Source organism: Bradyrhizobium ferriligni (assembly GCF_056837965.1).
In genome coordinates, this window is the sequence record NZ_JBXEJO010000051.1 from 21844 (window position 1) to 46236 (window position 24393).

Sequence of the window (24393 nt, forward strand, 5' to 3'; positions counted from 1 at the left end):
GGCGGCGGCACTAGATCAAGTTTGAGAGGGCTCCACAAGCACAGGATATGCGGACTGAATTCCTTAAGTTCCAGGGGTGACCGAGTCGAATCAGAAGCGGGCAAGAGTCAACTGGATTCCGGCGACGTTCGTTGCATTCCGCAGGGCAATCACCCTTTCAGTCCCGTCATCCTGAGGAGCGCGTAGCACGTCTCGAAGGATGCACGGCCCGGCTGGTGGCGTCGCCCTTCGAGACGCCTGCTCCGCAGGCTCCTCAGGGTGACGGTCTAGCAGTGCGTAGCCCGCATGAGCAAAGCGATATGCGGGACGACTATCCCCGGATGGCGCTTCGCTTATCCGGGCTACGAGGGGCTACTGCGTCTTCGCCACGCGCGGCGGCGCGGCTGTGGTGACGAACGACGTCGCTTCCAGCATGGCCTGGCCGAGCGGGGTCGGGATCGTCATGCGGAACGGCACCAGCAGGCGGGTGCCGGCGATCGGCACGAAGGCGATCTCGATGTTGCGCTGGGCGGCGAGATATTTGATCACCGGGCGATCCGGGATGTAGCCCGAGATCGGCACGAAATAGAGCGCGCAGACCAGCGCCGGGCCGTGATAGCCGCGCTCGGCCTTGACGATCTCGACCCGTTTGAAATCGAGCTTGAGGTCGTAGCGCATGCGGCCGTCGAAGATGCCGGCGCCGCTGCGGCAGACATCCGGGCTCATCAATTCGGCATTGCCGGGCGCGCGCAGGAACGAGCCGGTCATCGGATCGAACACGTTCCTCTTCTGCGCATCGGTCACCGGCAGGCGGTCGGCATCGACCGGCGGCTCCGGCTCGATCGAGGATTCCTTGATGCCGCCATTGGCCAGCACCATCCGGATCGTCTCCGACTTCTTCGAGGTGGTGGTGGTCGCGGTGTAGGAGGAGGCGGCCAGCGCACCGTTGACGACGCGGCCCTGCGAGGCGCCAGCGCCAGAGCCGCCGGAAAACGCCTTCAGCAGGCCTGCGGTGCCGCCCTGGGCCGAGGCCGAGAAGGTGTCGTCGCCGATTTCGATGGTCCAGCTGCCCTTGCCGACCGGGATACCGGCCAGGGTCGCCTCATACTGGGCGTCGAGCCGACCCTGCGCGCTGGCGCGCTCGGCGCAGAACAGCAGCAATGCGCCCGCGCACAAGCCGAGCAGCCGGCCGAGCGGGGGCAAAATGGCAATGGCGGTGGTCACTTAACCTACCTGACGGTCCTGCTATCGGCGCTCTATCCGTTGTCCATTTCGGCGTTCAATTCGGCCGGACAACAAGGCGCATCTTGTATGGAACCTAGACTTGCAGCCGAATACGCCCTTTATATGGTTGCCATATCCGCCGTTAAGTGGCTGGAAGACCTTATGAACCGGCATTTCCGGTGCCCCGCATGCGGCGATATAATCTTGACGCTCGGGTATTCTCCCCCTATACACCCGCGGTTCCTGGAAAATGGACGCGAATTCAAAACCCCCGCGCGGGCCGTGTGATTGCACGCCCTTCGAGCGGCGGGGATGCAATAAGGATTTTGTAAGATGTCCCGGCGCTGCGAACTGACGGCCAAGGGCCCCCAGACGGGCCACAAGGTGAGCCACTCGAACATCAAGACCAAGCGGCGCTTCCTGCCGAACCTGGCCAACATCACCTTCATCTCCGAAGCGCTCGGCCGCAACGTGCGCCTGCGCGTCTCGACCAACGCGCTGAAGAGCGTCGACCACAATGGCGGCCTCGACGCCTATCTGCTCAAGGCCAAGGCCGACGTGCTCTCGCCCCGCGCTTTGGATCTCAAGCGTGCGATCGAGAAGAAGGTCGGCAAGCCCGCGCCGGTGAAGAAGGCGAGCTGAGCTAGCGGCGAACGCGGAATTCGCGGAGAGAGTTTTGAACGGCCGGGTCTGATGACCCGGCCGTTTTTGTTTGTGAAGATCGTCTCGTTCACCTCTCAGGCGCACCCCTCGCGGAATCATCCGAGAGCGAGCATTTCAATTTGCGATGGTGCAGTGCTTGGACAGGTTGTCGAGGCATCGCAGGGAGCCGATACATCGCAGCAATCGCGTCTGAGTTCACCCTGAGCTCAGGACCCATGCGCGCGTGCTTGCTGGCACCCGGCGTTCCCTTCGCCCTCTGCCGACAAGCGAGCTGCCGCAAGGCTCGGGCCGATCGCGCCGCGAGACTACGCGCGCACGCCCTCTCCCGCTGTCTGACAGGTGAATCGATCCGACCGACGCGCGCTCGCGCACGCACGGGTGAGTGGCGAGTGGATTTTTCTTTTCGTGATTACGCACGGAGCAAAACAATCCATCGTACAACGCCAGGAGAGATGGATTTCTTCGTCGCTTCGCTCCTCGCAATGAAGGCGTCACTAATGACTACGACAGTCCGCTGGCAGCTGCTGCCAATGACAGCGATGTCATCTCTTCCATCGCGCGCACATCACACGAATCTTCTGCTTGATGCGCTGTTCGTGCGTGAAGAAACGCTTAACGCACGCGCCCCGACCAACAAAGAAACCCTATAAATAAAGGCAAAGCGGGCTTCTCACGTGGCCGTTAATCACAACATCACTACGCATCATCACGAGCGCATGAGGCGCATGCAAAACGCCACGATCTCTTCCAGATATTAGTGTGCAAACAAGCCGTCCGACACGAATGCGATTCGACGCGGTACGCCGCATCGTCTCGAAGACCGTGAGGGACATCACGGCCAGCACAACTGATTGTGAGGCAGGTGCGCCGCACTCTTGGGAAGAAGCCTGGCCGTTCCTATGTCACGTCCAAAGAACGACCCCGATAAAGGAATTGCTCGATGCAAGTTCGCGCAGCCGATCCGCGCGGAAGACTGGTGCCTGCGATTGCAACCGCCGCCGTGGCGGTGCTCGCCACGGCCGCCCTCGTCATCCTCGAATTCAACCCGCCTCGCAATGTGCAGGCCGCGGCCGAGCCCGGCATGATCACCTCCGCCGCCGCCAGCCGCGCCGGCGCCACCGTGCTGCCGACCGATCCGGTGACGACCGGCAGCGTGCGGGTGCGCTGAGATTTCATCATTGTCGCCCCGGCGAAAGCCGGGACCCATTACCCCGGCTGTTTATGTGATGCGACGCTGGGGCAACATTCCACGCAACGGCAAATATTAGTGGTTATGGGTCCCGGCCTTCGCCGGGACGACGGTACTAGCCGCGTTTTCGCATCCCTGCCCTGGCGTCTCGCCACAAGCTTGCCTCCCCTGACCTGCGTAAGCTCTCCCTCGCGAACAAAACAAAAAAGCCACAGGGAGGCTCACGATGATCTGGAAGGCCGTCACGGCAGCCGTCGCGCTTGCGCTCGCGACGCAGGTGCACGCCGCCGAGAAGAAATATGGCACGGGCGCCAGCGATACCGAGATCAAGCTCGGACAGACCTCGCCGTTCTCCGGCGCGGCGTCGGCCTACAGCGTGATCGCGAAGACGCAGGCCGCCTATTTCAGGATGATCAACGACCAGGGCGGCGTGAACGGGCGCAAGATCAATCTGATCACGCTCGACGACGGCTACTCGCCGCCGAAGACGGTGGAGCAGACCCGCAAGCTGGTGGAGCAGGAGGAGGTCGCCGCGATCCTCAATCCGCTGGGCACGCCGACGGGCTTGGCCGTCCGCAAATATCTCAACGACAAGAAGGTGCCGCAGCTGTTCGTCGGCGCCGGCGCCACGCTGTGGGGCGACTATCAGCATTATCCGTGGACGATCGGCTTCCAGCCGTCGTACCAGGCCGAGACCGCGGTCTACGCAAAATATGTGCTGACCAACAAGCCGGACGCGAAGATCGCGCTGTTCTACCAGAACGACGACGCCGGCAAGGATTACGGCAACGGCTTCAAGAAAGGGCTGGGGCCGGAGAACACCGCGAAGATGGTGGTGGCGGAGACGACCTATGAATCGACCGATCCGACGGTCGACAGCCAGATCGTGAAGCTGAAATCCTCCGGCGCCAACGTGCTGTTCATGCACGCGATCCCCAAGCAGGCGGCGCAGGCGATCAAGAAGATCGGCGAGATCGGCTGGAAGCCCGACCTGTTCTTCCTCGCGGCGACCTCGACCTCGGTGTCCTCGGTGCTGAAGCCCGCCGGCTTCGAATACTCGAAGGACATCATCTCGTCCTACTCGCTGAAGGATCCGAACGATCCGCAATGGAAAGCGGACCCGGACGTGATCGCCTGGCAGGACTTCATGAAGAAGTATTTTCCGGACGGCAATCTGCAGGACCAGCTGATCGTCTACGGCTATGTGGTGGCCGAGGCGACGGTGCAGGTGTTGAAGCAATGCGGCGACGACCTCACCCATGAGAACATCATGAAGCAGGCCGCCAATCTCGACATCGCGCTGCCGATGTTCCTGCCCGGCATCAAGGTGAAGACCTCGCCCACCGATTACTTCCCGGTCGAAGCAATGCGGCTGCAGAAGTTCAACGGTGAGACCTGGCAGCTGTTCGGCGACACGATCGGGAATGATTGAGGGGAAGTTGTTGCGCGCAACTCCATCCCCATCGTCGTCCCGGCGAAGGCCGGGACCCATTACCACCGCAGCCCGTTGTTGCAACGGGGCTGCGGCCCCAGCGTCCCTCCACTCGCACATTTGTGGTTATGGGTCCCGGCCTTCGCCGGGACGACGCGGAGGATAGAATCTCTTCGCCAACAATGGCTGGTGCAACGGGAGATTAAGCTCCCCGCTCCAACAACACCCGAAAATCTGCCCGCGCGCGCTGCGCCTCGGCGCGTGCGGCGTCCGAGGCATCGCCGAGGCCGAAATAACCGTGAATGAGGCCCTCGCCGGCATGAGAGGTCACCTGCACGCCGGCCGCCTGCAACGCCTTGGCATAGGCTTGGCCCTCGTCGCGCAGCGGGTCGAACCAGGCCGTGGTGACCACGGCCGGCGCGACACCGGCAAGGCTCTTCGCGCGCAGCGGCGAGACGCGCCAGTCGGCGCCCTCAGCCTTGTCGGCGAGATAGTGCCCGCAGAACCACTGCATCGTCGCCCGCGTCAGGAAGTAGCCGTCCGCATTCTCGGCGCGTGACGGAAACCTGGCGTTCTCGCCCGCATCGGCGAAATTGCCGACCACGTCGGTGACGGGATAGACCAGCAATTGCCCGGCGAGCCTGATGCCGGCGTCGCGGCAGGCGAGCGCTGACGTGGCGGCGAGATTGCCGCCCGCGGAATCGCCGGCGACGCCGACGCGGGCGAGATCGCCGCCAAATTCGTCGATGCGCGCGACCACGTCGCGGATCGCGGCGAACGCATCCTCGAAGGCGCCGGGAAAGCGCGTCTCCGGCGGGCGGCGGTAATCGACCGAGATCACCACAGCGCCGGTGTCGATCACGAGGTTGCGGGCCTGGCGATCATGGGTCTCGAGATCGCCGGCGACCCAGCCGCCGCCGTGGAAGAAGATCACGGTCGGCGCCGTGCCGCGGCCGTTGCGATAGAGCCGCGCGCCGAGCTTGCCGGCGGCGCCCGCGACCTCGATATCGTGTGCCACGTCGACCGGCGGCGGCGGCACCGCCTTGCGCGCCTCCGCCAGCGCGCGGAGCGAATCGCGACAGCTCTGCGGCGTCATGGTTTCGGGATCGCGCAGCGGCAGCAACGGGATGATCTTCTCAATGACGGGGTCGAGCGGAAGCGGCATGGGAGTCCTCCAGTGTGAGTGCGTGGCGTTCAGGTGAGATGCTTGGAAAGCGCGCCGGCCTCGATCGCGGATATCTGCAGCGCGATGAAGCGGCTGTAGATGCGGGCCTGCGAGAACGCGCCGCCGGCGAACCAGAGGCCGGGCTGCGGCGTGCGCGTCCACATGTTGCGCAGCTCCTGGGTCGCATCGTCAAAGCCCCAGACGCGGCCGACGCGCCCGGCGACGCCCTCGCCGAACAACCTGCCGACCAGATGGTCCGGGCCCTTGTAACCGGTCGCGAGCACGAACAGCTCGGCGGCGAGCGAGGTGCCGTCCTTCAGCGCAAGGCCGGCGGCGGTGATATCAGCGATGTCGGCGGCCTGGATCAGGCGGATCCTGCCGTCGGCGATCAATTCGGAGCAGCCGACATTGAAGTAGTAGCCGCCGCCGCGGGAGCGAAACTTCAGCGGCCAGCCGGTGCCGTCCTCGCCGAATTCGAGCCGGAAGCCGGCGCGCTCCAGCCGCGACAGCAAGGGCGCATCGAGCCGCTTCACCTCGTCGGTGATGATCCTGTGCGCGATCTTCATCACGGGTAGCGGCACGCCGGAACTTAGGATGTCGCGCACCTCGATCGGCGGGCCGTCGCCGAGATAGGTCTTGTCGTAGAGCTGCGCGGGCTCGACATTGACCACCATGGTCGGGCTGCGCTGCACCATGGTGACGTCGGCGCCCGCGGCGTGCAGCTCCTGGCAGATGTCATGTGCGCTGGTGCCGGTGCCGAACACGACGACCGAACGCCCGGCCCATTCGCGCCCGGCCGCGAACGCGCTGGAGTGCAGCACCTTTCCTTCGAAATTCTCGATGCCGTCGATCCGAGGAATGTTCGGCGTGCCGCTGACGCTGGTCGCGAGCACGATGTGCTTCGGATGCAGCGTGCGCGGGCCGCTGGTCCCTTGCAGCGTCGCCGTCCAGCGCTGCGCCGTATCGTCATAGCGCGCGCCTTCGAACGACGTCTCGGTCCAGAAGTCGAGCTCCATGATGTCGACATAGCTTTCCAGCCAGTTCGCGATCTTGTCCTTCGGGATGTAGTCCGGAAAGCTCGGCGGGAACGGCAGGTAGCGAAACAGATTGACCGGCGTCTTGTTGTGTAGCTTGAGCCCGCGATAGCGCAGCCGCCAATTGTCGCCGATGCGCCGCTCGCGATCGACGATCAGGGCATCGAGCCCGATCCGCTTGCACTCGACCGCGGCCGCGATGCCGGCATGGCCGCCGCCGACAATCAGCACGTCGGGCTCGCGGTCGGCATAGGCGCGCGAGGCCTGCCGCTGCTCCAGCCAGTCGGGTGCGGCGAAATCGCGCGCGTGGGATTGCTCGGCAGCGCGATCGGTGCGCGCCTCGCAGATGCGGTTGAAGTCGAGCATCGTGGAGAACGTCCACGCCGCGGAATTTCCGCCCCTCTCATGCAGCAGGCGGACCGCGCCGCTGCCGGGACCATTCGACGTGTCAAAGGTGAAGACGGCCTCGATCACCTCGCGTCCGGCCACCACGGCCCGCCGCGGTATCAAGGCACGGTCGTCGAGACGAAATCCGCGCGCGCCGGCCGCTTCAGCGCGCGTCAGCAGCTCGGCAACGACGCGCTGCCGCCCGCTGAAGGTCGCAAACTGCCAGGAAATGCCGAAGATATTGCGCCAGTGGCTCTCGGGCGCAAACAGCGCGGCGAGAGCCTCGGCGGAGCGGCGCGCGAACGCCGCATCCAGCGCGCCGATCCATCGCTCGGCGGCAAGTTCAGGCGCGTCCCCTGTAGCCGGGTTCAGTTTGTCCAGCATGATCGTGCTTTCTCGGGAGCAGTTGCCGTCTATCTGACAACATGCTCCCGAAAAGCACAACCATCATGCCAAGCCTCATGCGACGTGTTGCTGCAGCGATTCCGGCTCGGCCTCGGGCTCTTGACTGGCAGGCTCGGCCTGCGGCGCAGGTGCCGCGGCGAGTTCCGCTGCTATTTCCTTGGCCAGCGCGGTAGCGCCGACATAGTCGGTCTTGCCGGTGCCGAGCAGCGGCACCTTGTCGACGACGCGGATATCGGCCGGCACTGCGAGCTCGGAGGCACCGACGCTCTTGGCCTGGCGCTGCATCGCGGCGCGGTCGGCATCCTTCTGCGTGGTGAGCAGCACGATGCGTTCGCCCTTGCGCTGATCGGGCAGCGTGACCGCAACCGACATCGCCTGCGGCCAGATCGCAGCCGCGATCGCCTCCACCGCCGACAGCGAAACCATCTCGCCGGCGATCTTGGCAAAGCGCTTGGCACGGCCCTTGATCGCGATGAAGCCCTGCGCGTCGACCGTGACGATGTCGCCGGTGTCGTGCCAGCCTTCAGGCAGCGGCTCCAGCACGCCGGGATTCTCGGCACGGAGATAGCCGAGCATCACGTTCGGGCCCTTCACCGACAGCCGGCCACCTTCCTCGATGCCGGGGACCGGATCGAGTCGGTACTGCATCAGCGGCGAGATCCGGCCGACGGTGCCCTGGCGGTTGGCCATCGGCGTGTTCATCGCCAGCACCGGCGCGGTCTCGGTGACGCCGTAGCCCTCGAGGATGCGGATGCCGTAGCGCTCCATGTAGATCTGCCGCGTGCGCTCCTTCACCGCCTCCGCACCGGCGATGACGAGACGCAGCGTGCGGAAGTCATAGGCATGCGCCGAGCGGGCATAGCCGGTGAGGAAGGTGTCGGTGCCGAACAGGATGGTCGCGCCGGTCTGGTAGATCAGCTCGGGCACGATCCGGTAATGCAGCGGCGACGGATACATGAAGATCGGGATGCCACCGAGGATCGGCATCATCATGCCGCCGGTCAAACCAAACGAGTGGAACACCGGCAGCACATTGAACACCTTGTCGTTGGCATTGGCATCGACCCGCGCCAGCGCCTGCGCCGCGTTGGCGAGGATGTTGCGATGGGACAGCACGACGCCCTTCGGCGTGCCTTCCGAGCCCGAGGTGAACAGGATGACCGCGGGATCGTTGGCCTTGCGGGCGACGCGCGGGGCGATGCCGGCGCGGAAGCCCGCGACCTTGTCGGCGAGGCCGATGCCGGCTCTGACATCCTCGAGATAGACGACGCGTGCCTGGCCGGCGAGCGCCGCGATCAGCTTGTCGAACTTGCCCTTCTCGATGAAGGCTTGCGAGGTCAGCACGGTCTTGACCTGCGCCGCCTTCATCGCGGCCAGCACGTTGACCGGACCGGCCGAGAAGTTGAGCATCGCCGGCACGCGGCCGATGGTCTGCAGCGCCATGAACACGACGGCGACGCCGGCCGAGTTCGGCAGCAGCACGCCGACATTCTCGCCGACCGCGGTGCCCTGCTCGAGCTTGCGGCTCAGCACCTGGGCGCCGAGGATCAGCTTGCGATAGGTCAGCTTGGTGCCGAGCGCATCCTCGATGATCGGCTTGCCGGTGTCGCGGTCGCGATAGGCGTGGCCGAGGCCCTCGAACAGCGTATGGTCGAGCATCGCGTTCTGGACCATGGCGTTGATCATCACGTCCTGCAGCGCGGCGCCGGCGGCATTGCGGCGCGCCTTGCCCTTCAGCGACTGGTCGACCGGCAACTTCACCGGCGGCAGGATCGAGATCGTCACCTTGGGGAACCAGGAGCGCTTGATCTCGCCATTCTTGAGATAGCTGAGATGCGAACGCTGCGCGCCCTCGATGCGGACCGGGACGACGACTGCATCGGCCTTGTCGGCGATCATCGCGGTGCCGTCATAGACCTTCATCAACGAACCCGAGACCGTGATGCGCCCTTCCGGGAAGATCACCACCGGCTCGCCGGCGGCGACCAGCTTGATCAGGTCGCGTGCGGCCAGCGGCTTCGACGGATCCATCGTGTAGTGCTTGATCATCTTCAGGAACGGCTTGGCCCACCACGCCTTGGAGATGCCCGTGTCGACCGCAAAGCTTGCATCGATCGGCAAGGTGGCGTGCAGCAGCGGGCCGTCGACCAGGCTGACATGGTTGGGCGCGATCAGCATCCGCGTGCCCGATGGCGGCAGGTTCTCCATGCCGCGCACCTCGACGCGGAATAGCGCCCGGAACAGCAGCGCGCCGAAGTCGCGCACGCCCTCCTTGCCCCACTTGCTCAGCACGAACCAGACGGTGCCGAAGCTCGCGACGGCGAGGCCGAAGAAGATCCAGGCGATCGGCAGACCGATATATTGCAGGGCGCCGACGAACACCGCGCCGGCAACCATGAAGCCGGCCTGCAGGATGTTGCCGGCGGCGATGATGCGGGCGCGCTCGGACGGCGCGGTCCAGGCCTGCACGGCGGCAAATGACGGCACCACGAACAGGCCGCCGCCGAACGCGAATAGGAAAAAGTCGGCCAGCATGCGGAATCCGCCGAACGAGGTCGCGAACGCAGCCGCGGTAACATCTTTGCCGAGCGAGGTGGTGGCGATCGCCCAGGCGAGGTCGAGGCCGATCACGCCCATCACGATGGCGCCGATCGGCACCAGCGCGAGGTTCGGCCGGACATGGCTCAGCTGCGCGGCGAACAGCGAACCGGCGGCGATGCCGATCGCGAACACGGCGAGGCACAGCGTGACCACGCCCTCGGTACCGCCGACGCCTTCCTTGATCAGCGCAGGCAGCAGCGACAGCACGATCGCGCCGACCATCCAGAACCAGGACACGATCACCATGCCGTCCCACAGACGCGGCTCGGCATAGAGCGACTTCAACAGGCGCACGGTCGAGGTCCAGGGATTTTTGGTGATCGGCAGATCGGGCGCGGACGGCTGCGTCACCGGGATGCGTGACGCAAAGCCCCAGGACAGCACCGACAGGCCGACCACGGCGGCGCAGATCCAGCCCATGTGGCTGGCGCCGGCGACGAACATGCCACCCGCGATGGTGCCGATCAGGATCGCCATGAAGGTTGCGCCCTCGACCAGCGCGTTGCCGGTCGCGAGTTCGGACACCGACAGCTGGTCGGGCAGAACGGCATATTTCACCGGGCCGAACAGCGCGGCGACGATGCCGAACAGCGCCAGCGCGATGAACAGCAGCGGAATCGAATGGGCGAAGAAGCCGGCGGCGGCAAAGGCCGCGGCGAAGATCTCGAAGAACTTCAGCCGGCGGGCGACGACGGACTTGATGTAGCGGTCGGCGAGCTCGCCGCCGAGCGCCGACAGCACGAAGAACGGAGCGATGAACACCGCCCCCGCGAGCTGGACCAGCGCCGGCCCCTGCTCGTTGGCGACGCCATACAGCAGCATGATGACGAGCGCGTTCTTCAGCACGTTGTCGTTCAACGCCGAGCAGAACTGCGACCAGAACAGCGGCGCGAAGCGGCGGGACGTCATCAATTCCTTGATCATGACCGGTTCCTTGGGTTAGCGCGCACGGCGCTGGCAGGTCTGCGAATTCGGGTGGCAGAGAATGATGAGCGTGGAGAAAATGACGGAGATGCCGCAGCCTTTAGTCTTTTCCGCAACGTATCGGTTCGAACCGGCGCAAAATCGGTCGCACCGGGACGTCGCGACATTGCCCGCCAAAGATGTACGAGACCTTATCCAGACCTGGGGTTGATCGACGCCGGACGGGCTCGAAGAGGACATGGTGAGTGCTTTGTTGAGGTTTCGCCGACAATTGCCGGGGCCCGCTTCAGGTCAGTTCACTCAACCCGCGGAACGGCGACCATCGGCAGTTGCGCGACTTGCAGCGGCCACCGCTCGCAGCCGCTTGGCGCGGCGCGCGCCGATCCGCACGCCGCTGCTCCAGGACGCCTGCGACGTCGCAGGCACGGGCGATCCGTTCGATCGGCGCGGTCGCCAGATTGAGGACGGCGCGGCCGAAGCCCTTCACGAGCTCGATCGCGTCATCGACAAGGGTGGTGGTCAATTGAAGTGCTAGGGTCTGCATCTGAGTGGCCTCCTATGCCAACTTGAGCAACGCTCAAATTAGTAGTATGAAAATGAACATTGTTCAAGACGAATCGCGACGGGATCGGAAAAAACTTCAGCGGCGGGCCCTGCTGATCGAGATCGCGCGCCGGTCAATCGCCACTAAGGGATTGAGATCACTCAAAGTTCGCGATGTTGCCGAGGCCGCCGGCTGTTCCATCGGGAGTGTCTATAATGAGTTCGGCGACTTCGACGGGCTGATCCTGACCGTGAACCGGGAGACCGTTCACGCCCTGACCACGCAGCTCAAGGCGGTCCCGTCCGACGATCCGCTGCGCCAGCTGCACGGGCTTGCCGACGCCTATCTCGGCTTCGCCACCGAGCACGCCAATCTGCTGCGCTCGCTGTTCGAGCACCGGATGGAGGACGACCGGCCGTTTCCGGAAGACATCCTCACGATGGTGATGGATGCGTTCGCTCTGATGCATGCGCCGCTGGTGCGGCTGCTGCCCGATCGCGATCCCGGCGACATCGCGCTGCTGTCACGGATGATGTTCTCCGCGGTCCACGGCATCATCTCGCTCGGCCTCGAGGAGCGCATGGTCGCGGTGCCGCCGGAAATGCTGCGCGAGCGGCTCGCGCAGTTCGTCGACACGCATCTGGCGGGGCTCGGTGTTTCGCGGCGCACGTAATCACACCGGGTGCGCCTCGATCAGGTTTGACTGCGTGCAATGGGGCCTGGGTGGGCAAGGGTCCAGAGCGGTTCGAGGAACACGATACTGGTACCTCCCTCGCGGAAGACGAGCTTGAACTCGATCCGTCCATCCGCGGTGATGGAGGCAGAATGCAGTCCCGTATTGCCGTCATAGCGCAGGACGTCGTCGAGGACATATCCGGTGAAGCCGCCGGAAAAGCCGGGTCCGGGTACACGGCTGTGCGGCATCGCCGGCCCGTTCACGAGATAGCCGGTCGCAACACCGTCCCGATCGACATTGGTGACGATCATCATGAATTGGCGGTGCGAATTGATCCATCCCTGGTCGCTCACCCACACGCCGAGAAAGCGACGGACATTGTCCGGCACGTCGCTTGCCGGCGCGCGAACGCGATAGGCGGGAAGCGGCAGCTGCTTCTCGGCGGCCAGCGCGTTGATCCGCTCGACGTCCTGATCCGGCACGATGCCGTGATCCTGCGGCACAAGCCAGTGCGCCAATTCCGCTAGGGGATGCCACATCCCGTTGGCGATCGGCGGCGCGGATGCGAGTGATGCGAAGACGATCACCGACAGGCCGGCGATCAGCAACCATCGGGGAAGTGCGGCCAAGCGCGCTGCAATGCCGCGGGCAGCGGACATCCGGCGCGAGACGTTCTGCGATCCATGATCGTGCGGCGGCGTCAGCGGCCTGGCGTCGAGGCGATAGCCGCGGCGAGACACCGTCTTGATGATGCGGTGGTCATCATCGCGCAGCTTCAGGCGCAGCTCGCGGATGCATTGGACGAGCGAGTCGTCCGAAACCGCGACGTTACCCCAGACCGCCTCGTGCAGATCCTGCTTGGATGCCAGCCGCCCGGCATTGCTGGCGAGATAGCCGAGCACCGCGAATGATTTCGGCCTGAGATCGAGATCGACGCCATCCACGCGGGCTACGCCGCGGGCGAGATCAAGCTCAAAGGAATCAAATATCAAAACGGAATCAGTCGCCGGGTTCATAGAGGTCACTCCATGCCCACAGACGGCACCAATCGGGAAAATTTAGCAGGAAATTCGCCGTTCTGTCACTTCTTCATCAGGACTTCCCTGCCGCGACGCCGATAGTCGCGGATAGCCCGGCATCATTTCCAGGCTCACGGGAGGTTGGCCATGTCGAGCACCCGGTTTGCCATGTTGGTCTGGGCTGTCCTGGCGCTTGCGGCGGTGCGACCGGGACATACCCAGGCGCAGGACGCCGTAAGGGTCGGGCTGGTGATGCCATTGACCGGTGTTCTGGGGCCGGTCGGCAAGCAGGCGGTCGCCGGGGCGCGGCTCTACATGGCGCAACACGGCGACATGGTCGCCGGCCGCAAGATCGAATTGATCGTCCGGGACGATGCCAGCGTGCCCGACAACGCCAAGCGCATCGCGCAGGAGCTGATCGTCAACGACGGGGTCGCGATCCTCGGCGGCGGGCTGACGCCGAGCGTGCTGGCGCTCGCGCCGCTGGCCAATGAGAGCAAGACGGCAACCGTCGTCATGGTATCGGGCACCTCGATCGTGACCGAGCGGTCGCCTTACTTCGTGCGCACCAGCTGGACGCACGCGCAGCAGGCCAGCGTGCTGGCGGATTGGGCGGCCCGGAACGGATCGAAACGGGCCACCATCATCGCGTCCGACTGGGCACCCGGGCGCGAAGCCGCCGGCGTATTTTCGGCGAGCTTCTCCGTGGCCGGCGGAACGATCGTCGAAGCGCTGAAAGTGCCGCTGGCCAACCCCGATTTCGCGCCGTTCCTGCAGCGCGCGCGGGATGGCAATCCCGACACCCTGTTCATTTTTGTCCCGACAAGCCAGGCCGGTATCCTGGCCAAGCAGTTTGTCGAGCGCGGGCTCGACAAGAGCGGGATCAAGCTGATCGGCCCCGGCGACATCGCCGACGACGAGGACCTGCCGGGTATGAGCGATGCGATGATCGGCATGATCACGGCGGGGTTCTACTCCGCCGCGCATCCGTCCGACCTGAACCGCGACTATGTCGCGGCGTTCCGCAAGGCCAACGCGAATGTTCGACCGAACTTCATCAGCGTCAGCGCCTATGACGGCATGCATCTGATCTACGAGGCGCTGAAGGTGACCGGGGGCAAGACCAATGGCGATGCGTTGGTCGAAGCCATGAAGGGCATGGCCTGGGAAAGCCCGCGCGGCCCGATGTCGATCGACCCGAAGACGCGCGAGGTCGTCCACGACATCTACATTCGCAAGGTCGAGAAGGTCGGCGGCGAGCTCTACAGCGTCGAGCAGGAGACGTTCAGGGCGGTTAAGGATCCCACCAAGGTCGCGAACAGATGAGGGAGGCGGAGTAGCAGCTGATCCGGCTCGGCGTCGGCCTTTGCGGTGTCCCGGCATAGCCGGTGACGGCCGACACCGGACTTGCGTTCAGACCGTCTCTCCTCCCATACGACCGATTTCGAGCCAGGAAAACCAGCCTCGTCCAACACCAGTTCGATGCCTCACGCGCGCGCCCGCGCGATCGTGCCGCCGACGATCTGCATGGCAACGCCGAGCACCCAGCCCGCCATGATGGCCGCGGTCCAGCCGATGTCCGGCTCGCTGCGCAGCACGACGACGCCAACCGAGAAGAACGCGACCATCGTCGCGAGGAAGGTCCCGATCGCGCCGAGCAGCTCCGCTGCGTCGATCTTGCGCATCGAGGCCGAATCCTTCGGATGGAACAGCTTGGGCGGCGTATCGATGCCGAGATAGAAGCCGATCGCGCCGCCCAGCATCATGATGAGCAGGAACGCCTGCGAGGTCAGCGCCGAGACGCTCGAGCCGACATGGATGGCGACAAACAGACCGCTTGCAGCTCCCGCCAAGGCAAGACCGAAGCGCTCAAGGACGTGGGCAAATTTTCTGACGTGGCTGCGCATCGCTATGCCTCATCAATGAATTGCGCCGCTATCAGGCTAGGCCTTTTCGCAGCAACGCGAAAGCCGTCACCTCTCACATGGCCGCGACCACGTGACGCTTTGTGCGCCAGTTCACACCTATCGCGGCATGGAATGATTAAAGAGCGATCAAAGGTAGCAATCGATCCGGTCCCTGCTACGCTGCGCCATCCGCTTCATTCGTTTCAGCGAGCGTCTTTCAATGCCGAGTCCGAAGATCATTATTCTGTCCGATGGCACCGGCAACGCCGCTTCCAGCGTCTGGCGCACCAATGTCTGGCGAATATTCCAGTCGCTCGATTTGCAGGGCAATACGCAGGCCGCCAAGTATGACGACGGCGTCGGCACATCGAAATTCATTCCGCTGGCCATCCTCGGCGGCGCCTTCGGCTACGGCCTCAAGCGCAATATCCTCGACGCCTACAAGTTCATCTGCCGGAACTACGATCACAAGAACGATTCGAAGATCTACCTGTTCGGATTCAGCCGCGGCGCATTCACCGTGCGCACACTCGCCGCGTTCATCCTCGATCAGGGCCTGATCGTCGCGGACACCGAATCCGAACTGCACGACGGCGCGGTGAAGGCCTATCGCGCATACCGGGCCGAGGGCTACCACTCGATCTGGCGCATCGAGATGCTGTTCCGCGCATTGCGCGACTACGTCCTCGTGCCGGTGCTGGACCGCCTGCAAGGCAACAAACCCTATGCGGAGATCACCCGCAAACCGGTGCCTGCGATCGAATTCATCGGCATCTGGGATACCGTCGCGGCCTATGGCCTGCCGATCGACGAGATGACGCGCGGCATCTCGAACTGGGTGTGGCCGCTTGAACTGCCGAACCGGATTCTCAGCCCAAAGGTCAAGTGCGCGCGGCACGCGCTTGCGCTCGACGACGAGCGCACGACCTTTCATCCGGTGCTCTGGACCGAGCAGGAGCCGGGACAGCCCGCACCGGCGGTGCCGGCCAGCATCGATGGCGAGCGCCTCGTCCAGGTCTGGTTCGTCGGAATGCATGCCAATGTCGGCGGCGGCTATCCGGACGACGCCGTGGCGTTCGTGCCGCTGGCCTGGCTGGTCGACGAAGCCGTCAAGCGCGGCCTCGCATTCAAGAGCGCACCGGTCGCCGACCCCGACGCGATCAAGTCGATCAAGTCCTCCGAAGACAAGGATGGCCGCCTCTACGATTCGCGGGCGGGCCTCGGCGCGTATTACCGGTACGGTCCGCGCAAGGTCGCCGACCTCTGCAACGATCCCTATGCCGGCGTCAGCGTGCCGATGCCGAAAATCCACGAGAGCGTGTTCGAGCGGATCGACAGCGGCGCCAATGCCTACGCCCCGATCGGACTTCCGCCGAACTACGTGGTCGTCTCGCGCAGCGGCGAGGTCACCCCGCTCGGCGCCAATACGTTTGAGACGCCTGCGGGCGCACCGGCGCGCTATGCCGCGCAGGAGAAGCTGTGGAATTACGTCTGGATGCGCCGGATCGCCTACTTCGCCACGCTGGCGGCGTCGCTGCATCTGGCGGCGTTCTGGCTGTTCCACAACCAGCACAAGGAGCACGAATTCAGCTCACCTGTCAGGATGATCTCGGAGCTGGTGCGCTTCGTTCAATCGTTCCTGCCCGATTCCTGTCATTGGTGGACCGATTGGTACGCCGGCAATCCGGAATGGTTCGCCAGCGGCATCATCGCTGTTTTCGCGCTGATGGCGGTGGGCAGTTCGCTCAGCGCAACGATCAGCGACCGGATGCGGATCATCTGGCGCAACCGCGCGAGCCCGGCGCCGCTCTCCGGGTTCATGCACAATGCGATCTATCGATTCCGCACCAGTGTAATCTATCAGTGGGTCCTCAATGTCGGAAAGCGACATGTCGTTCCGTTTGCACTGACAGCCTTGCTGGTCTGGTTCGGCGCAACGCTGCTCAGCCATTTCCTGTTCAATGCCTTCGATTCCATGGGCGCCTTCTGCACGGGGACCGCCGCCGACAAGCTTGTCGCCGTCGACAAGGGCATCCCGCAGGATGCCGCCGACTTCGCCACCGGCGCGATCTGTGCGCCGACCGGCCTGAAGGTGCGCACAGGGTTCAAATACGAGATCGCGATCACGATGTCGGAGCCATGGGAGGACGCCGGCCGCGCGGTGACGCCGATCGGATACCGCACCTCGACCATCGAAGGCACAAAGCAGTTGCGCGGCTATTTCGCGATCTTCCTGCGGCGGATCCTGTTCCGGCCATGGTTCAGGCTGATCGCACGGGTCGGAGAGACCGGCGTCGACGAGTACTTCCTCGACCCCCTGCCGGTGTCGAATACCGACCCACAGGTCTACAGAGCGAGGTTCACCGCCGATCGCAGCGGCGAGATCTTCCTCTACGTCAACCAGGCCGTCATCGGCCTCCCCTGGGTCTGCGGATGGTTCTACGGCGACCATAAGGGCAAGGCGAAGGTCACGGTGCGATTGCTGTAGGAGGCCGCGACCGGGCTCACGGCATCGCGGCTGAACGGGTGCACACGGTGTGATCGATCTGTGATCCTGCCGACAGACGCGGTTGTAAATTATCTGACATACTCTCGTTGCTAGATCAGCGGCCCGACGCCCGGAATGATCCGACGCAAGGATCGCCGGGCGAGGTTGACGCGCGGACGCGCCAAGGACGCATCACATTCATATCGACCGGATATTTCTCACCAGCGATTTGGAGGCATCACCATGATTTCCACAATTCAGGCGTTCCCGACCACCGACGGCATCTTCGTGGTCTGGGAGGTCGCGGCAATGATCCCGGACTGCCTCGGCTTTGCGCTGTGTCGTCAGCAGCAGGGCAAGAGTGCAACCGTGGTCGACACCTGGGTCGGGTTCGAGGACCAGGCGCAAGGCCACAAGCCGGGCGAACATCGGCCGAGCACCGAATGGCCGGTGCAGAAGACGAACTGGACCGATTTCCTGGCGCCAATCGACGCGCCGGTCCGCTATGGCGTCGTTCCCGTTCTCAAGGACGGCGCCGCCAAGGTGAAGCCCGCGTACAGTGCGCCGGCGCAATGGACCGAATACGTCTCCGCCATGCCGTCGGGCCCGCTCAAGCCGTGGTTCAACCGCGGCACGATCTCGGCGCAATGGCTGTCGCGCGCGATCGGCAAGGACAAGAAGCCGGCGCAAACCCTGGAGAAGGCGATCTCGACCAAGGGCAACAAGATCCGCGACTTCCTCAAGGGCCAGCTCGGCGCCCGCCTGCTGGCGCTGCTGGCCGATGCCAAAAAGAGCAAGCGCGACGTCTATCTCGCGCTCTACGAACTCAACGACCCCGAGCTGATCGCCGCGCTGACCGCGATGAAGGGCAAGGCGCACGTCGTGCTCGGCAACAGCACCGGCAAGTCCGACGCCACCGCCAAGGACACCGAAAAGAACGCCGGCGTGCTGAAGAAGGCCGGCGTCGACATGGTCCGCCGCAAGATCGCGCCGAGCCGTTACGCTCACAACAAATTCGCGGTGTTCTGCGACGGTGCGCAGAAGCCGAAGGTGGTCTGGACCGGCAGCACCAACTGGACCCGGACCGGACTGTGCACCCAGAACAACAACGGGCTCGAGATCACCGACGACAAGGTCGCGGCGGCCTATCATGACCATTGGAAAGCGATCTACGCCGACGGCAGCAAGTCGCCGAAGGCGCTGGCCGTGGCCGGCGATCACGAATGGCCCTTCACCATCGGCAAGTCGAAGCTCAGTGTCTGGTTCACGCCCACCACCAGGAGCGGCGACCTCAAGGAAGCCACCAAGATGATCGAGGACACCGAGCATGGCGCGGTGTGCCTGATGCTCAATCCCGGCAACAAGGGCCTGCTCGGCCCGATCCTGGAGAAGGCGCAGGACAAGAAGCTTTATGTGCGCGGGGTGCTCAACAATTTCCCGGCGCAGGGCAAGGACAGCCCGAAGGATCAGCTGCAGCTCCTGGCCGGCGACGGACAGCAGCAGGTCTTCAAGGGCAAGCAGATCGCCGACGTGATCCGGCCCGCCGGCATCGACAAGACCGCGGACTGGTGGGAGCACGAGATCAAGAACACCGGAAAGTTCATGATCGCCGTGCACAGCAAGGTGATCGTGCTGGATCCGGCCGGCAAGAACCCGGTGGTCATGACCGGCTCGCACAATTTCTCCGACCGCGCCAGCACCAAGAACGACGACAACCTTGTCATCATCAGGGGCGATTCGCAGCTGGCGCTGACCTACGCGGCGCGCATCGTCAGCATCTACGGGCAGTATCGCTGGCAGGCCTGGCGCAACACGCCGGAGGGCCAGAAGGACAAGGGTCTGAAGCGCAGCGACACCTGGCTGAGCAACCGCATCGGCAAGGGCTGGGCGGAAACCGAAACGCGGTTCTGGCTCGGCACCACCTGACGCCGGCGATCCGTCATGACTACGGGGCAGCGTTACCGCTGCCCCGTGCTCCTCATCGTCCAAGGTCCTACGCCGCGCGGCCGACCGAGGCGTCGAGATGCTTCAGCCGCGGCAGCACCTCCTGCTTCAGCAGCCGCAGCGAATTGTGCCAGGCTTCCGGCTTGTGCTTGTAGTCGAAGCCGAACACCAGGAGCACGCCGAAGCCGCCGACCTCCCGGTAGATCTTCTCGATCTTCTCGGTGACGGTCGCCGGCGAGCCGACGATCCAGTTATTGCGGGCGCAATATTCGACCGTGACATCGCTGTCCGGCACGTCGGGCGAAGCTTTCAAATAATCCTTGAAACCAAAGTGGCCGAGCAGCGGCAGGAAGTACTCGCCCATCATCCGGCCCATCATGTCGCCGGTCGACAGCTTCCATGCTTCTTCATCGGTGTCGGCGACGAATACCTCGCGCACCATTCGCCAATCCTTGCGGCTCGGCGTGCGGCCGGTCTTGGCCGCGCCCGCCTCCACCGAGTCCCAGTGGCTGCCGACATAGGCGGGGTTGAGGTTGAGGCTCATCGGAATGAAGCCGCGCTCGCCGGCGAGCTTCAGCGTGTCCGAATTCTTGGAGAGCCCCGCGACGCCGATCGGCGGATGCGGCGCCTGCTGCGGCTTGATGTGCGGTTTGAGGAAATCGAACATCGTGTCCGGCTTGGTCACGGTCCAGAACTTGCCCTTGTGCGTCCAGGGAGCAGGCTCGGTCCACATCTTCAGGATGATCTCGAGCGCCTCGCGGGTCATGTCGCGGTTCTGTCCCGACATGCCGTCGACATTGAACATCGCCCAGTCGCTCGGCAGGCCCGATGCCGCCACGCCGAAGTTGAGCCGCCCGTTCGAGAGGTGATCGAGCATCGCGACGCGGTTGGCGAGCTCTGCCGGGTGATGATACGGCAGCAGGAAGCCGCCGGGCCCGATACGGATGTTCCTGGTCTGCAGCAGCGCCTGCGCGATCAGGAGATCAGGCGACGGATGCGGCTCCCAGGGCGCGGTGTGGTGCTCGCCGATCCAGGCCTCCTGATAGCCGAGCTCGTCGAGCCAGCGCAGCGTCTGCAGGTCCCAGTCGTGGCCCTCCTTCAATCCGCACTCCGGCGGATGCGACGGCATCGCGAAGTATCCGAGTTCCATGGGTTTCCTCTCTTTGTTGAATGCGTGTCTTCCGCACGCGCTTCGAGAGTACCTGCCCCGGCCGCGGCAGAACAATGGCCTTGTCGCATCAGCTCGACCCGGATTTATGCGTAGGGCGTATCCTTCAGCATGATCGCGATACCGGAAAAGCTTCGCTCCATGATCCGCAGGAAGGTCTCGCGCGACGATGCAGCCGACCTGCGGGCCTTGTGCTCGCGAAGTCCTTCCGCATAGGCGACGGTCAGTGCCGTGACCACCATCGACGCGGCGAGCCGGGCATCGGCATCGGCGAGCGGGCGCTTGACGGCTGCCGCCAGCACGCTCGCGAGATCATCGATCAACTCGTCACGCATCTCGCGCGCCCGCGCCGAGAGCGCCGGGCTCTCGGCGACGGTGCGCCAGAATTTCGCCGTCGCGTCGGTGAATTTCGCGAACGGATGCACGCGATCCGCCAGGCTGTGCACCAGCTTGCGGAGGGTCGCGATCGGCGCCTCGCCGGCCGGACGCTCGGCGAAGGCGCCCCGCAGCATCTGGCGGCTTTCCTCTTCACGGTCGAAGAACAGGTCTTCCTTGCGCGGAAAGTAATTGAACACCGTCATCCGGGAGACCTCGGCGGTCTCGGCAACTTCGGCCACCGAAACATTGTCGAAGCCGCGTTCCAGGAACAACCCGGTGGCGACATCCGAGATCGCCTGGCGCGTCGCCTCCTTTTTCCGCTCCCGCAATCCGCCCTGATTTGACATGCGGGAATTTGTACCATACTAAATATTATACTTAGTACAATTTTATGGTGACGGCGTGACGCGTGAACGAACCGACGTGGTTGTGGTCGGTGCCGGGCCGACCGGACTGCTGCTGGCGATCGAACTGACCCTGGGCGGCGCCGACGTGATCGTGATCGAGCGGCTGGCCGAGCCCGACCAGACCATCAAGGCCGGCGCGATCGGCGCGCTGGCAGGCGAGGCACTGGAGCGCCGCGGCCTCGGCGATGCGATGAATGCGGTCGAACGCAGCATGGCGGACAGCATGTCCAGGCTCATGAAGGGCGCGGGTGATGGGAGCGAACTGCCGTTCAAGAAATTCGGCGGTCACTTCTCGGGCATTTTCCTGATCGACCAGACGCGTCAGCGCGAGCCGGACCGGCGGTTGCGCGGGGTGAACCAGCAAGCCCTGGAAAGCATGCTCGGCGAGCGCGCCCACGCGCTCGGCATCACGATCAGGCGCGGCTGCGAGCTGATCGATTTCGAGGATCATGGCGATTGCATCGTGGCGCGGACCAGGGACGCGTCCGGCGATGGCGAGCTGCACGCTGCCTATCTGGTCGGCTGCGACGGCGGACGCAGCGCCGTGCGCAAGCGCGCGGGCTTCGCATTCCCCGGCACCGAACCGACCCTCACGGGACACCAGGCCATCGTCGACCTCGATCATCCGGATCGCCTTCTGCCGGCCGGCTGGCGGCGAACGCCGGTCGGCATGATGGCATATGGACCGATTCCTGGCCGGGTGTTCCTGGCCGAGTTCGACGGACCGCCGGCCGATCGCAGCGCGCCGGTGACGCGCGAGGAGATCGAGACCACCCTGCGCCGGATCAGCGGAGCCGACGTTCGCGTCACCGCCGTCAAGACCGCCACGCGCTTCACCGACAATGCGCGGCAGGCCGATAGCTACCGCAGGAGCCGCGTCCTCTTGGCGGGCGACGCGGCGCATGTGCACTCGCCATTCGGCGGACAAGGCCTCAATCTCGGCCTGCTCGATGCGGTCAATCTCGGCTGGAAGCTTGCGGCTGTTGTCTGCGATCGCATGCCTGAAAGCCTGCTCGACAGCTACACGGAAGAGCGGCATCCGATCGCGGCAAGGGTGCTCGCCAACACCCGCGCCCAGGTCGCCTTGATGCGGCCCGACGTCATGACGGACGCCCTGCGCGAGATCGTCGCGGACCTGATGGACCTCGACGAGGGCACCCGCTACTTCGGCGAAATGATCAGCGGCATCAGGATCCGTTACGATCTCGGCAGCGACCATCCATCGGTCGGCCGGCTCTCCGGCAATTTTGCTCTCGGCGACGGCGGCGCGGAGACAACCCTGTTCGATCAGATGGAGGACGGCAGGGCCGTGCTGGTCGATGCGACTGATGGAGCTGCGTCAGCGATCGCGGCGCGCTGGGACATCTCCGTGCGATGCGTGCCAAGACGTAACGTGTCAAGACGCGGCGGCGCTTCGCTGCTGATCCGTCCGGATGCCTGCATCGCCTGGGCGGCGGACGGCGAAGACTTGGCGGGCCTCGACGCCGCGCTGACGCGCTGGTTCGGTGCCCAAACAGGATGAATTGCATCGTCATTCCGGGGCGATGCGCAGCATCGAACCCGGAATCTCGAGATTCCGGGTTCGGTCCTGCGGACCGCCCCGGAATGACAGTGGGTGAACTTAGCGCGTCCCGAACGTGGTCTTGCCGAACAGCGCCTTCTGCGTCGAGGGCTGCGAGCGCCAGTATTGCGGCGGCGCGCTCACCTCGCCGCCGAGCTCGGCGGCAGCGTGCCAGCCCCAGCGCGGGTCGTAGAGCATGCCGCGGGCGAGCGCGACCATGTCGGCCTTGCCGGACGAGACGATCTCCTCCGCCTGCTTCGCTTCCGTGATCAGGCCGACCGCCATCGTGGTGACGCCGGTCGCCTCCTTGACCGCCTGCGCCGCCGGCACCTGGTAACCCGGCCCGAGCGGGATCTTCTGCAACGGCGAGACGCCGCCGGAGGAGACATCCATCCAGTCGACGCCGCGCTTCTTCAGCTCCCTGGCAAACTCGATGGTCTGCGCAAGGTCCCAGGCGCCCTCGACCCAATCGGTCGCCGACACCCGCATGCCGATCGGCTTGTGATCCGGGAATACGGCGCGCACGGCGTCGAACACTTCCAGCGGGAAGCGCATGCGGTTTTCGAGCGAGCCGCCATAGCGGTCGGTCCGCTTGTTGGCGATCGGCGACAGGAACTGGTGCAGCAGATAACCGTGCGCGCCGTGCAGCTCGAGCGCATCGATGCCGAGCCGGTCGGCGCGCCTTGCCGACGCGACAAAGGCCTCGCGGATGCGCTTCAGGCCGGCGTCGTCGAGCGCCACCGGCGCGGCCTCGCCTTCCTTGTGCGGGACGTCGGATGGTCCGACCGTCTGCCAGCCGCCTTCGGCAATCGGGATCAACTGCCCGCCCTCCCAAGGGCGCTGGCTCGACGCCTTGCGGCCGGCATGGGCGAGTTGCATGGCGACCGCCGCTTTCGAATGCTTGCGCACCGAGGCCAGGATCGGCTTCAGCGCTGCCTCGTTGGCGTCGTTGTAAAGACCGAGGCAACCCGGCGTGATCCGCCCGATATCCTCGACATGGGTGGCTTCGATGCAAAACATCGCCGCGCCCGACAGGGCCAGCATGTTGATGTGGGTGAAGTGCCAGTCGTTGGCGGAGCCGTCGATGGCCGAATACTGGCACATCGGCGAGACCATGATGCGATTGGAGAGTTTCAGGTCGCGTAGTTCGATCGGGGAAAACAGGGTGCTCATGCGGCGGATATCCGGGATCGGGGAGAGGGCCCGGTTAAGATAGAGGCACCACGGCCGATCACCAACCGTCCGGAAGGCCGCGCAGGCCGGGGCGCAGATCAGCAATGCCCTGACGGCGCCCCTCC

The 24393-nt window shown here is 64.7% G+C and carries 19 protein-coding genes; 9 read left to right on the forward strand and 10 right to left on the reverse strand.

The genetic code is table 11. From position 1 onward, the window contains the following. Window positions 1-351: 351 nt before the first annotated feature. A complete protein-coding gene (locus AC1VNY_RS27555; protein WP_482407585.1) occupies window positions 352-1182 on the reverse strand; it encodes a DUF3108 domain-containing protein in 831 nt (276 codons plus the stop codon). A 354-nt stretch (window positions 1183-1536) separates the two neighbouring features. Between AC1VNY_RS27555 and rpmB the strand changes: the two genes are divergently transcribed. The 4 genes from rpmB to AC1VNY_RS27575 all read left to right on the forward strand — a co-directional run bounded on the left by rpmB (window position 1537) and on the right by AC1VNY_RS27575 (window position 4487). Next, complete coding sequence (gene rpmB / locus AC1VNY_RS27560; protein ID WP_028341882.1) at window positions 1537-1845, forward strand: 50S ribosomal protein L28; 309 nt, start codon at window positions 1537-1539, stop codon at window positions 1843-1845. Window positions 1846-2255: 410 nt separating this feature from the next. Beyond that, window positions 2256-2516: a hypothetical protein gene (locus AC1VNY_RS27565; RefSeq protein WP_482407556.1), complete on the forward strand. Its 261-nt coding sequence runs from the start codon at window positions 2256-2258 to the stop codon at window positions 2514-2516. 290 nt (window positions 2517-2806) lie between these two features. Further along, entirely contained in the window at window positions 2807-3034 is a 228-nt protein-coding gene (locus AC1VNY_RS27570; RefSeq protein ID WP_028336196.1) for a hypothetical protein, read from the forward strand. A gap of 247 nt (window positions 3035-3281) precedes the next feature. Beyond that, window positions 3282-4487 (forward strand): ABC transporter substrate-binding protein, encoded by a 1206-nt coding sequence (locus tag AC1VNY_RS27575; RefSeq protein WP_482407557.1) that lies wholly within the window; start codon window positions 3282-3284, stop codon window positions 4485-4487. 202 nt (window positions 4488-4689) lie between these two features. Here the strand turns inward: AC1VNY_RS27575 and AC1VNY_RS27580 are convergent, their stop codons facing one another. The 4 genes from AC1VNY_RS27580 to AC1VNY_RS27595 form a co-directional block, all read right to left on the reverse strand. Continuing rightward, window positions 4690-5652: an alpha/beta hydrolase gene (locus tag AC1VNY_RS27580; RefSeq protein ID WP_482407558.1), complete on the reverse strand. Its 963-nt coding sequence runs from the start codon at window positions 5650-5652 to the stop codon at window positions 4690-4692. Window positions 5653-5681: 29 nt separating this feature from the next. Then, window positions 5682-7457, reverse strand: a complete 1776-nt coding sequence (locus AC1VNY_RS27585; RefSeq protein ID WP_482407559.1) for an NAD(P)-binding domain-containing protein — start codon at window positions 7455-7457, stop codon at window positions 5682-5684. 75 nt (window positions 7458-7532) lie between these two features. Beyond that, a complete protein-coding gene (locus AC1VNY_RS27590) occupies window positions 7533-11003 on the reverse strand; it encodes an acyl-[ACP]--phospholipid O-acyltransferase (RefSeq protein WP_482407560.1) in 3471 nt (1156 codons plus the stop codon). Between the two features lie 286 nt (window positions 11004-11289). Beyond that, window positions 11290-11547 (reverse strand): hypothetical protein, encoded by a 258-nt coding sequence (locus AC1VNY_RS27595; RefSeq protein WP_411781952.1) that lies wholly within the window; start codon window positions 11545-11547, stop codon window positions 11290-11292. A gap of 52 nt (window positions 11548-11599) precedes the next feature. On the opposite strand from AC1VNY_RS27595, the gene AC1VNY_RS27600 reads away from it, so the two are divergent. Continuing rightward, entirely contained in the window at window positions 11600-12220 is a 621-nt protein-coding gene (locus tag AC1VNY_RS27600) for a TetR/AcrR family transcriptional regulator (RefSeq protein ID WP_482407561.1), read from the forward strand. Window positions 12221-12240: 20 nt separating this feature from the next. Here AC1VNY_RS27600 and AC1VNY_RS27605 read toward each other — a convergent pair whose 3' ends face one another. Then, window positions 12241-13239 carry a winged helix-turn-helix domain-containing protein gene (locus AC1VNY_RS27605; protein ID WP_482407562.1) on the reverse strand — a complete coding sequence of 333 codons (999 nt, stop codon included), beginning with the start codon at window positions 13237-13239 and terminating at the stop codon, window positions 12241-12243. Between the two features lie 150 nt (window positions 13240-13389). Between AC1VNY_RS27605 and AC1VNY_RS27610 the strand changes: the two genes are divergently transcribed. Continuing rightward, entirely contained in the window at window positions 13390-14568 is a 1179-nt protein-coding gene (locus AC1VNY_RS27610; RefSeq protein WP_482407563.1) for an ABC transporter substrate-binding protein, read from the forward strand. Window positions 14569-14729: 161 nt separating this feature from the next. On the opposite strand, the gene AC1VNY_RS27615 is transcribed toward AC1VNY_RS27610, so the two are convergent. After that, window positions 14730-15149 carry a hypothetical protein gene (locus tag AC1VNY_RS27615; protein WP_038387793.1) on the reverse strand — a complete coding sequence of 140 codons (420 nt, stop codon included), beginning with the start codon at window positions 15147-15149 and terminating at the stop codon, window positions 14730-14732. A 220-nt stretch (window positions 15150-15369) separates the two neighbouring features. Here AC1VNY_RS27615 and AC1VNY_RS27620 point away from each other — a divergent pair, with 220 nt between their 5' ends. Both AC1VNY_RS27620 and AC1VNY_RS27625 read left to right on the forward strand, forming a co-directional pair. Continuing rightward, a complete protein-coding gene (locus tag AC1VNY_RS27620) occupies window positions 15370-17637 on the forward strand; it encodes a DUF2235 domain-containing protein (protein ID WP_482407564.1) in 2268 nt (755 codons plus the stop codon). Between the two features lie 243 nt (window positions 17638-17880). Then, window positions 17881-19563 carry a phospholipase D-like domain-containing protein gene (locus tag AC1VNY_RS27625; protein ID WP_482407565.1) on the forward strand — a complete coding sequence of 561 codons (1683 nt, stop codon included), beginning with the start codon at window positions 17881-17883 and terminating at the stop codon, window positions 19561-19563. Window positions 19564-19630: 67 nt separating this feature from the next. Here AC1VNY_RS27625 and AC1VNY_RS27630 read toward each other — a convergent pair whose 3' ends face one another. Both AC1VNY_RS27630 and AC1VNY_RS27635 read right to left on the reverse strand, forming a co-directional pair. Next, window positions 19631-20731, reverse strand: coding sequence for an LLM class flavin-dependent oxidoreductase (locus tag AC1VNY_RS27630; RefSeq protein WP_482407566.1), 1101 nt, complete (start codon window positions 20729-20731; stop codon window positions 19631-19633). 104 nt (window positions 20732-20835) lie between these two features. Continuing rightward, on the reverse strand, window positions 20836-21474 hold the full coding sequence (locus AC1VNY_RS27635; protein WP_482407567.1) for a TetR/AcrR family transcriptional regulator: 639 nt from the start codon (window positions 21472-21474) through the stop codon (window positions 20836-20838). Between the two features lie 55 nt (window positions 21475-21529). On the opposite strand from AC1VNY_RS27635, the gene AC1VNY_RS27640 reads away from it, so the two are divergent. Next, a complete protein-coding gene (locus AC1VNY_RS27640) occupies window positions 21530-23056 on the forward strand; it encodes an FAD-dependent monooxygenase (protein WP_482407568.1) in 1527 nt (508 codons plus the stop codon). Window positions 23057-23155: 99 nt separating this feature from the next. Here the strand turns inward: AC1VNY_RS27640 and AC1VNY_RS27645 are convergent, their stop codons facing one another. Next, window positions 23156-24268: an NADH:flavin oxidoreductase/NADH oxidase gene (locus AC1VNY_RS27645; RefSeq protein ID WP_482407569.1), complete on the reverse strand. Its 1113-nt coding sequence runs from the start codon at window positions 24266-24268 to the stop codon at window positions 23156-23158. Window positions 24269-24393 lie beyond the last annotated feature (125 nt).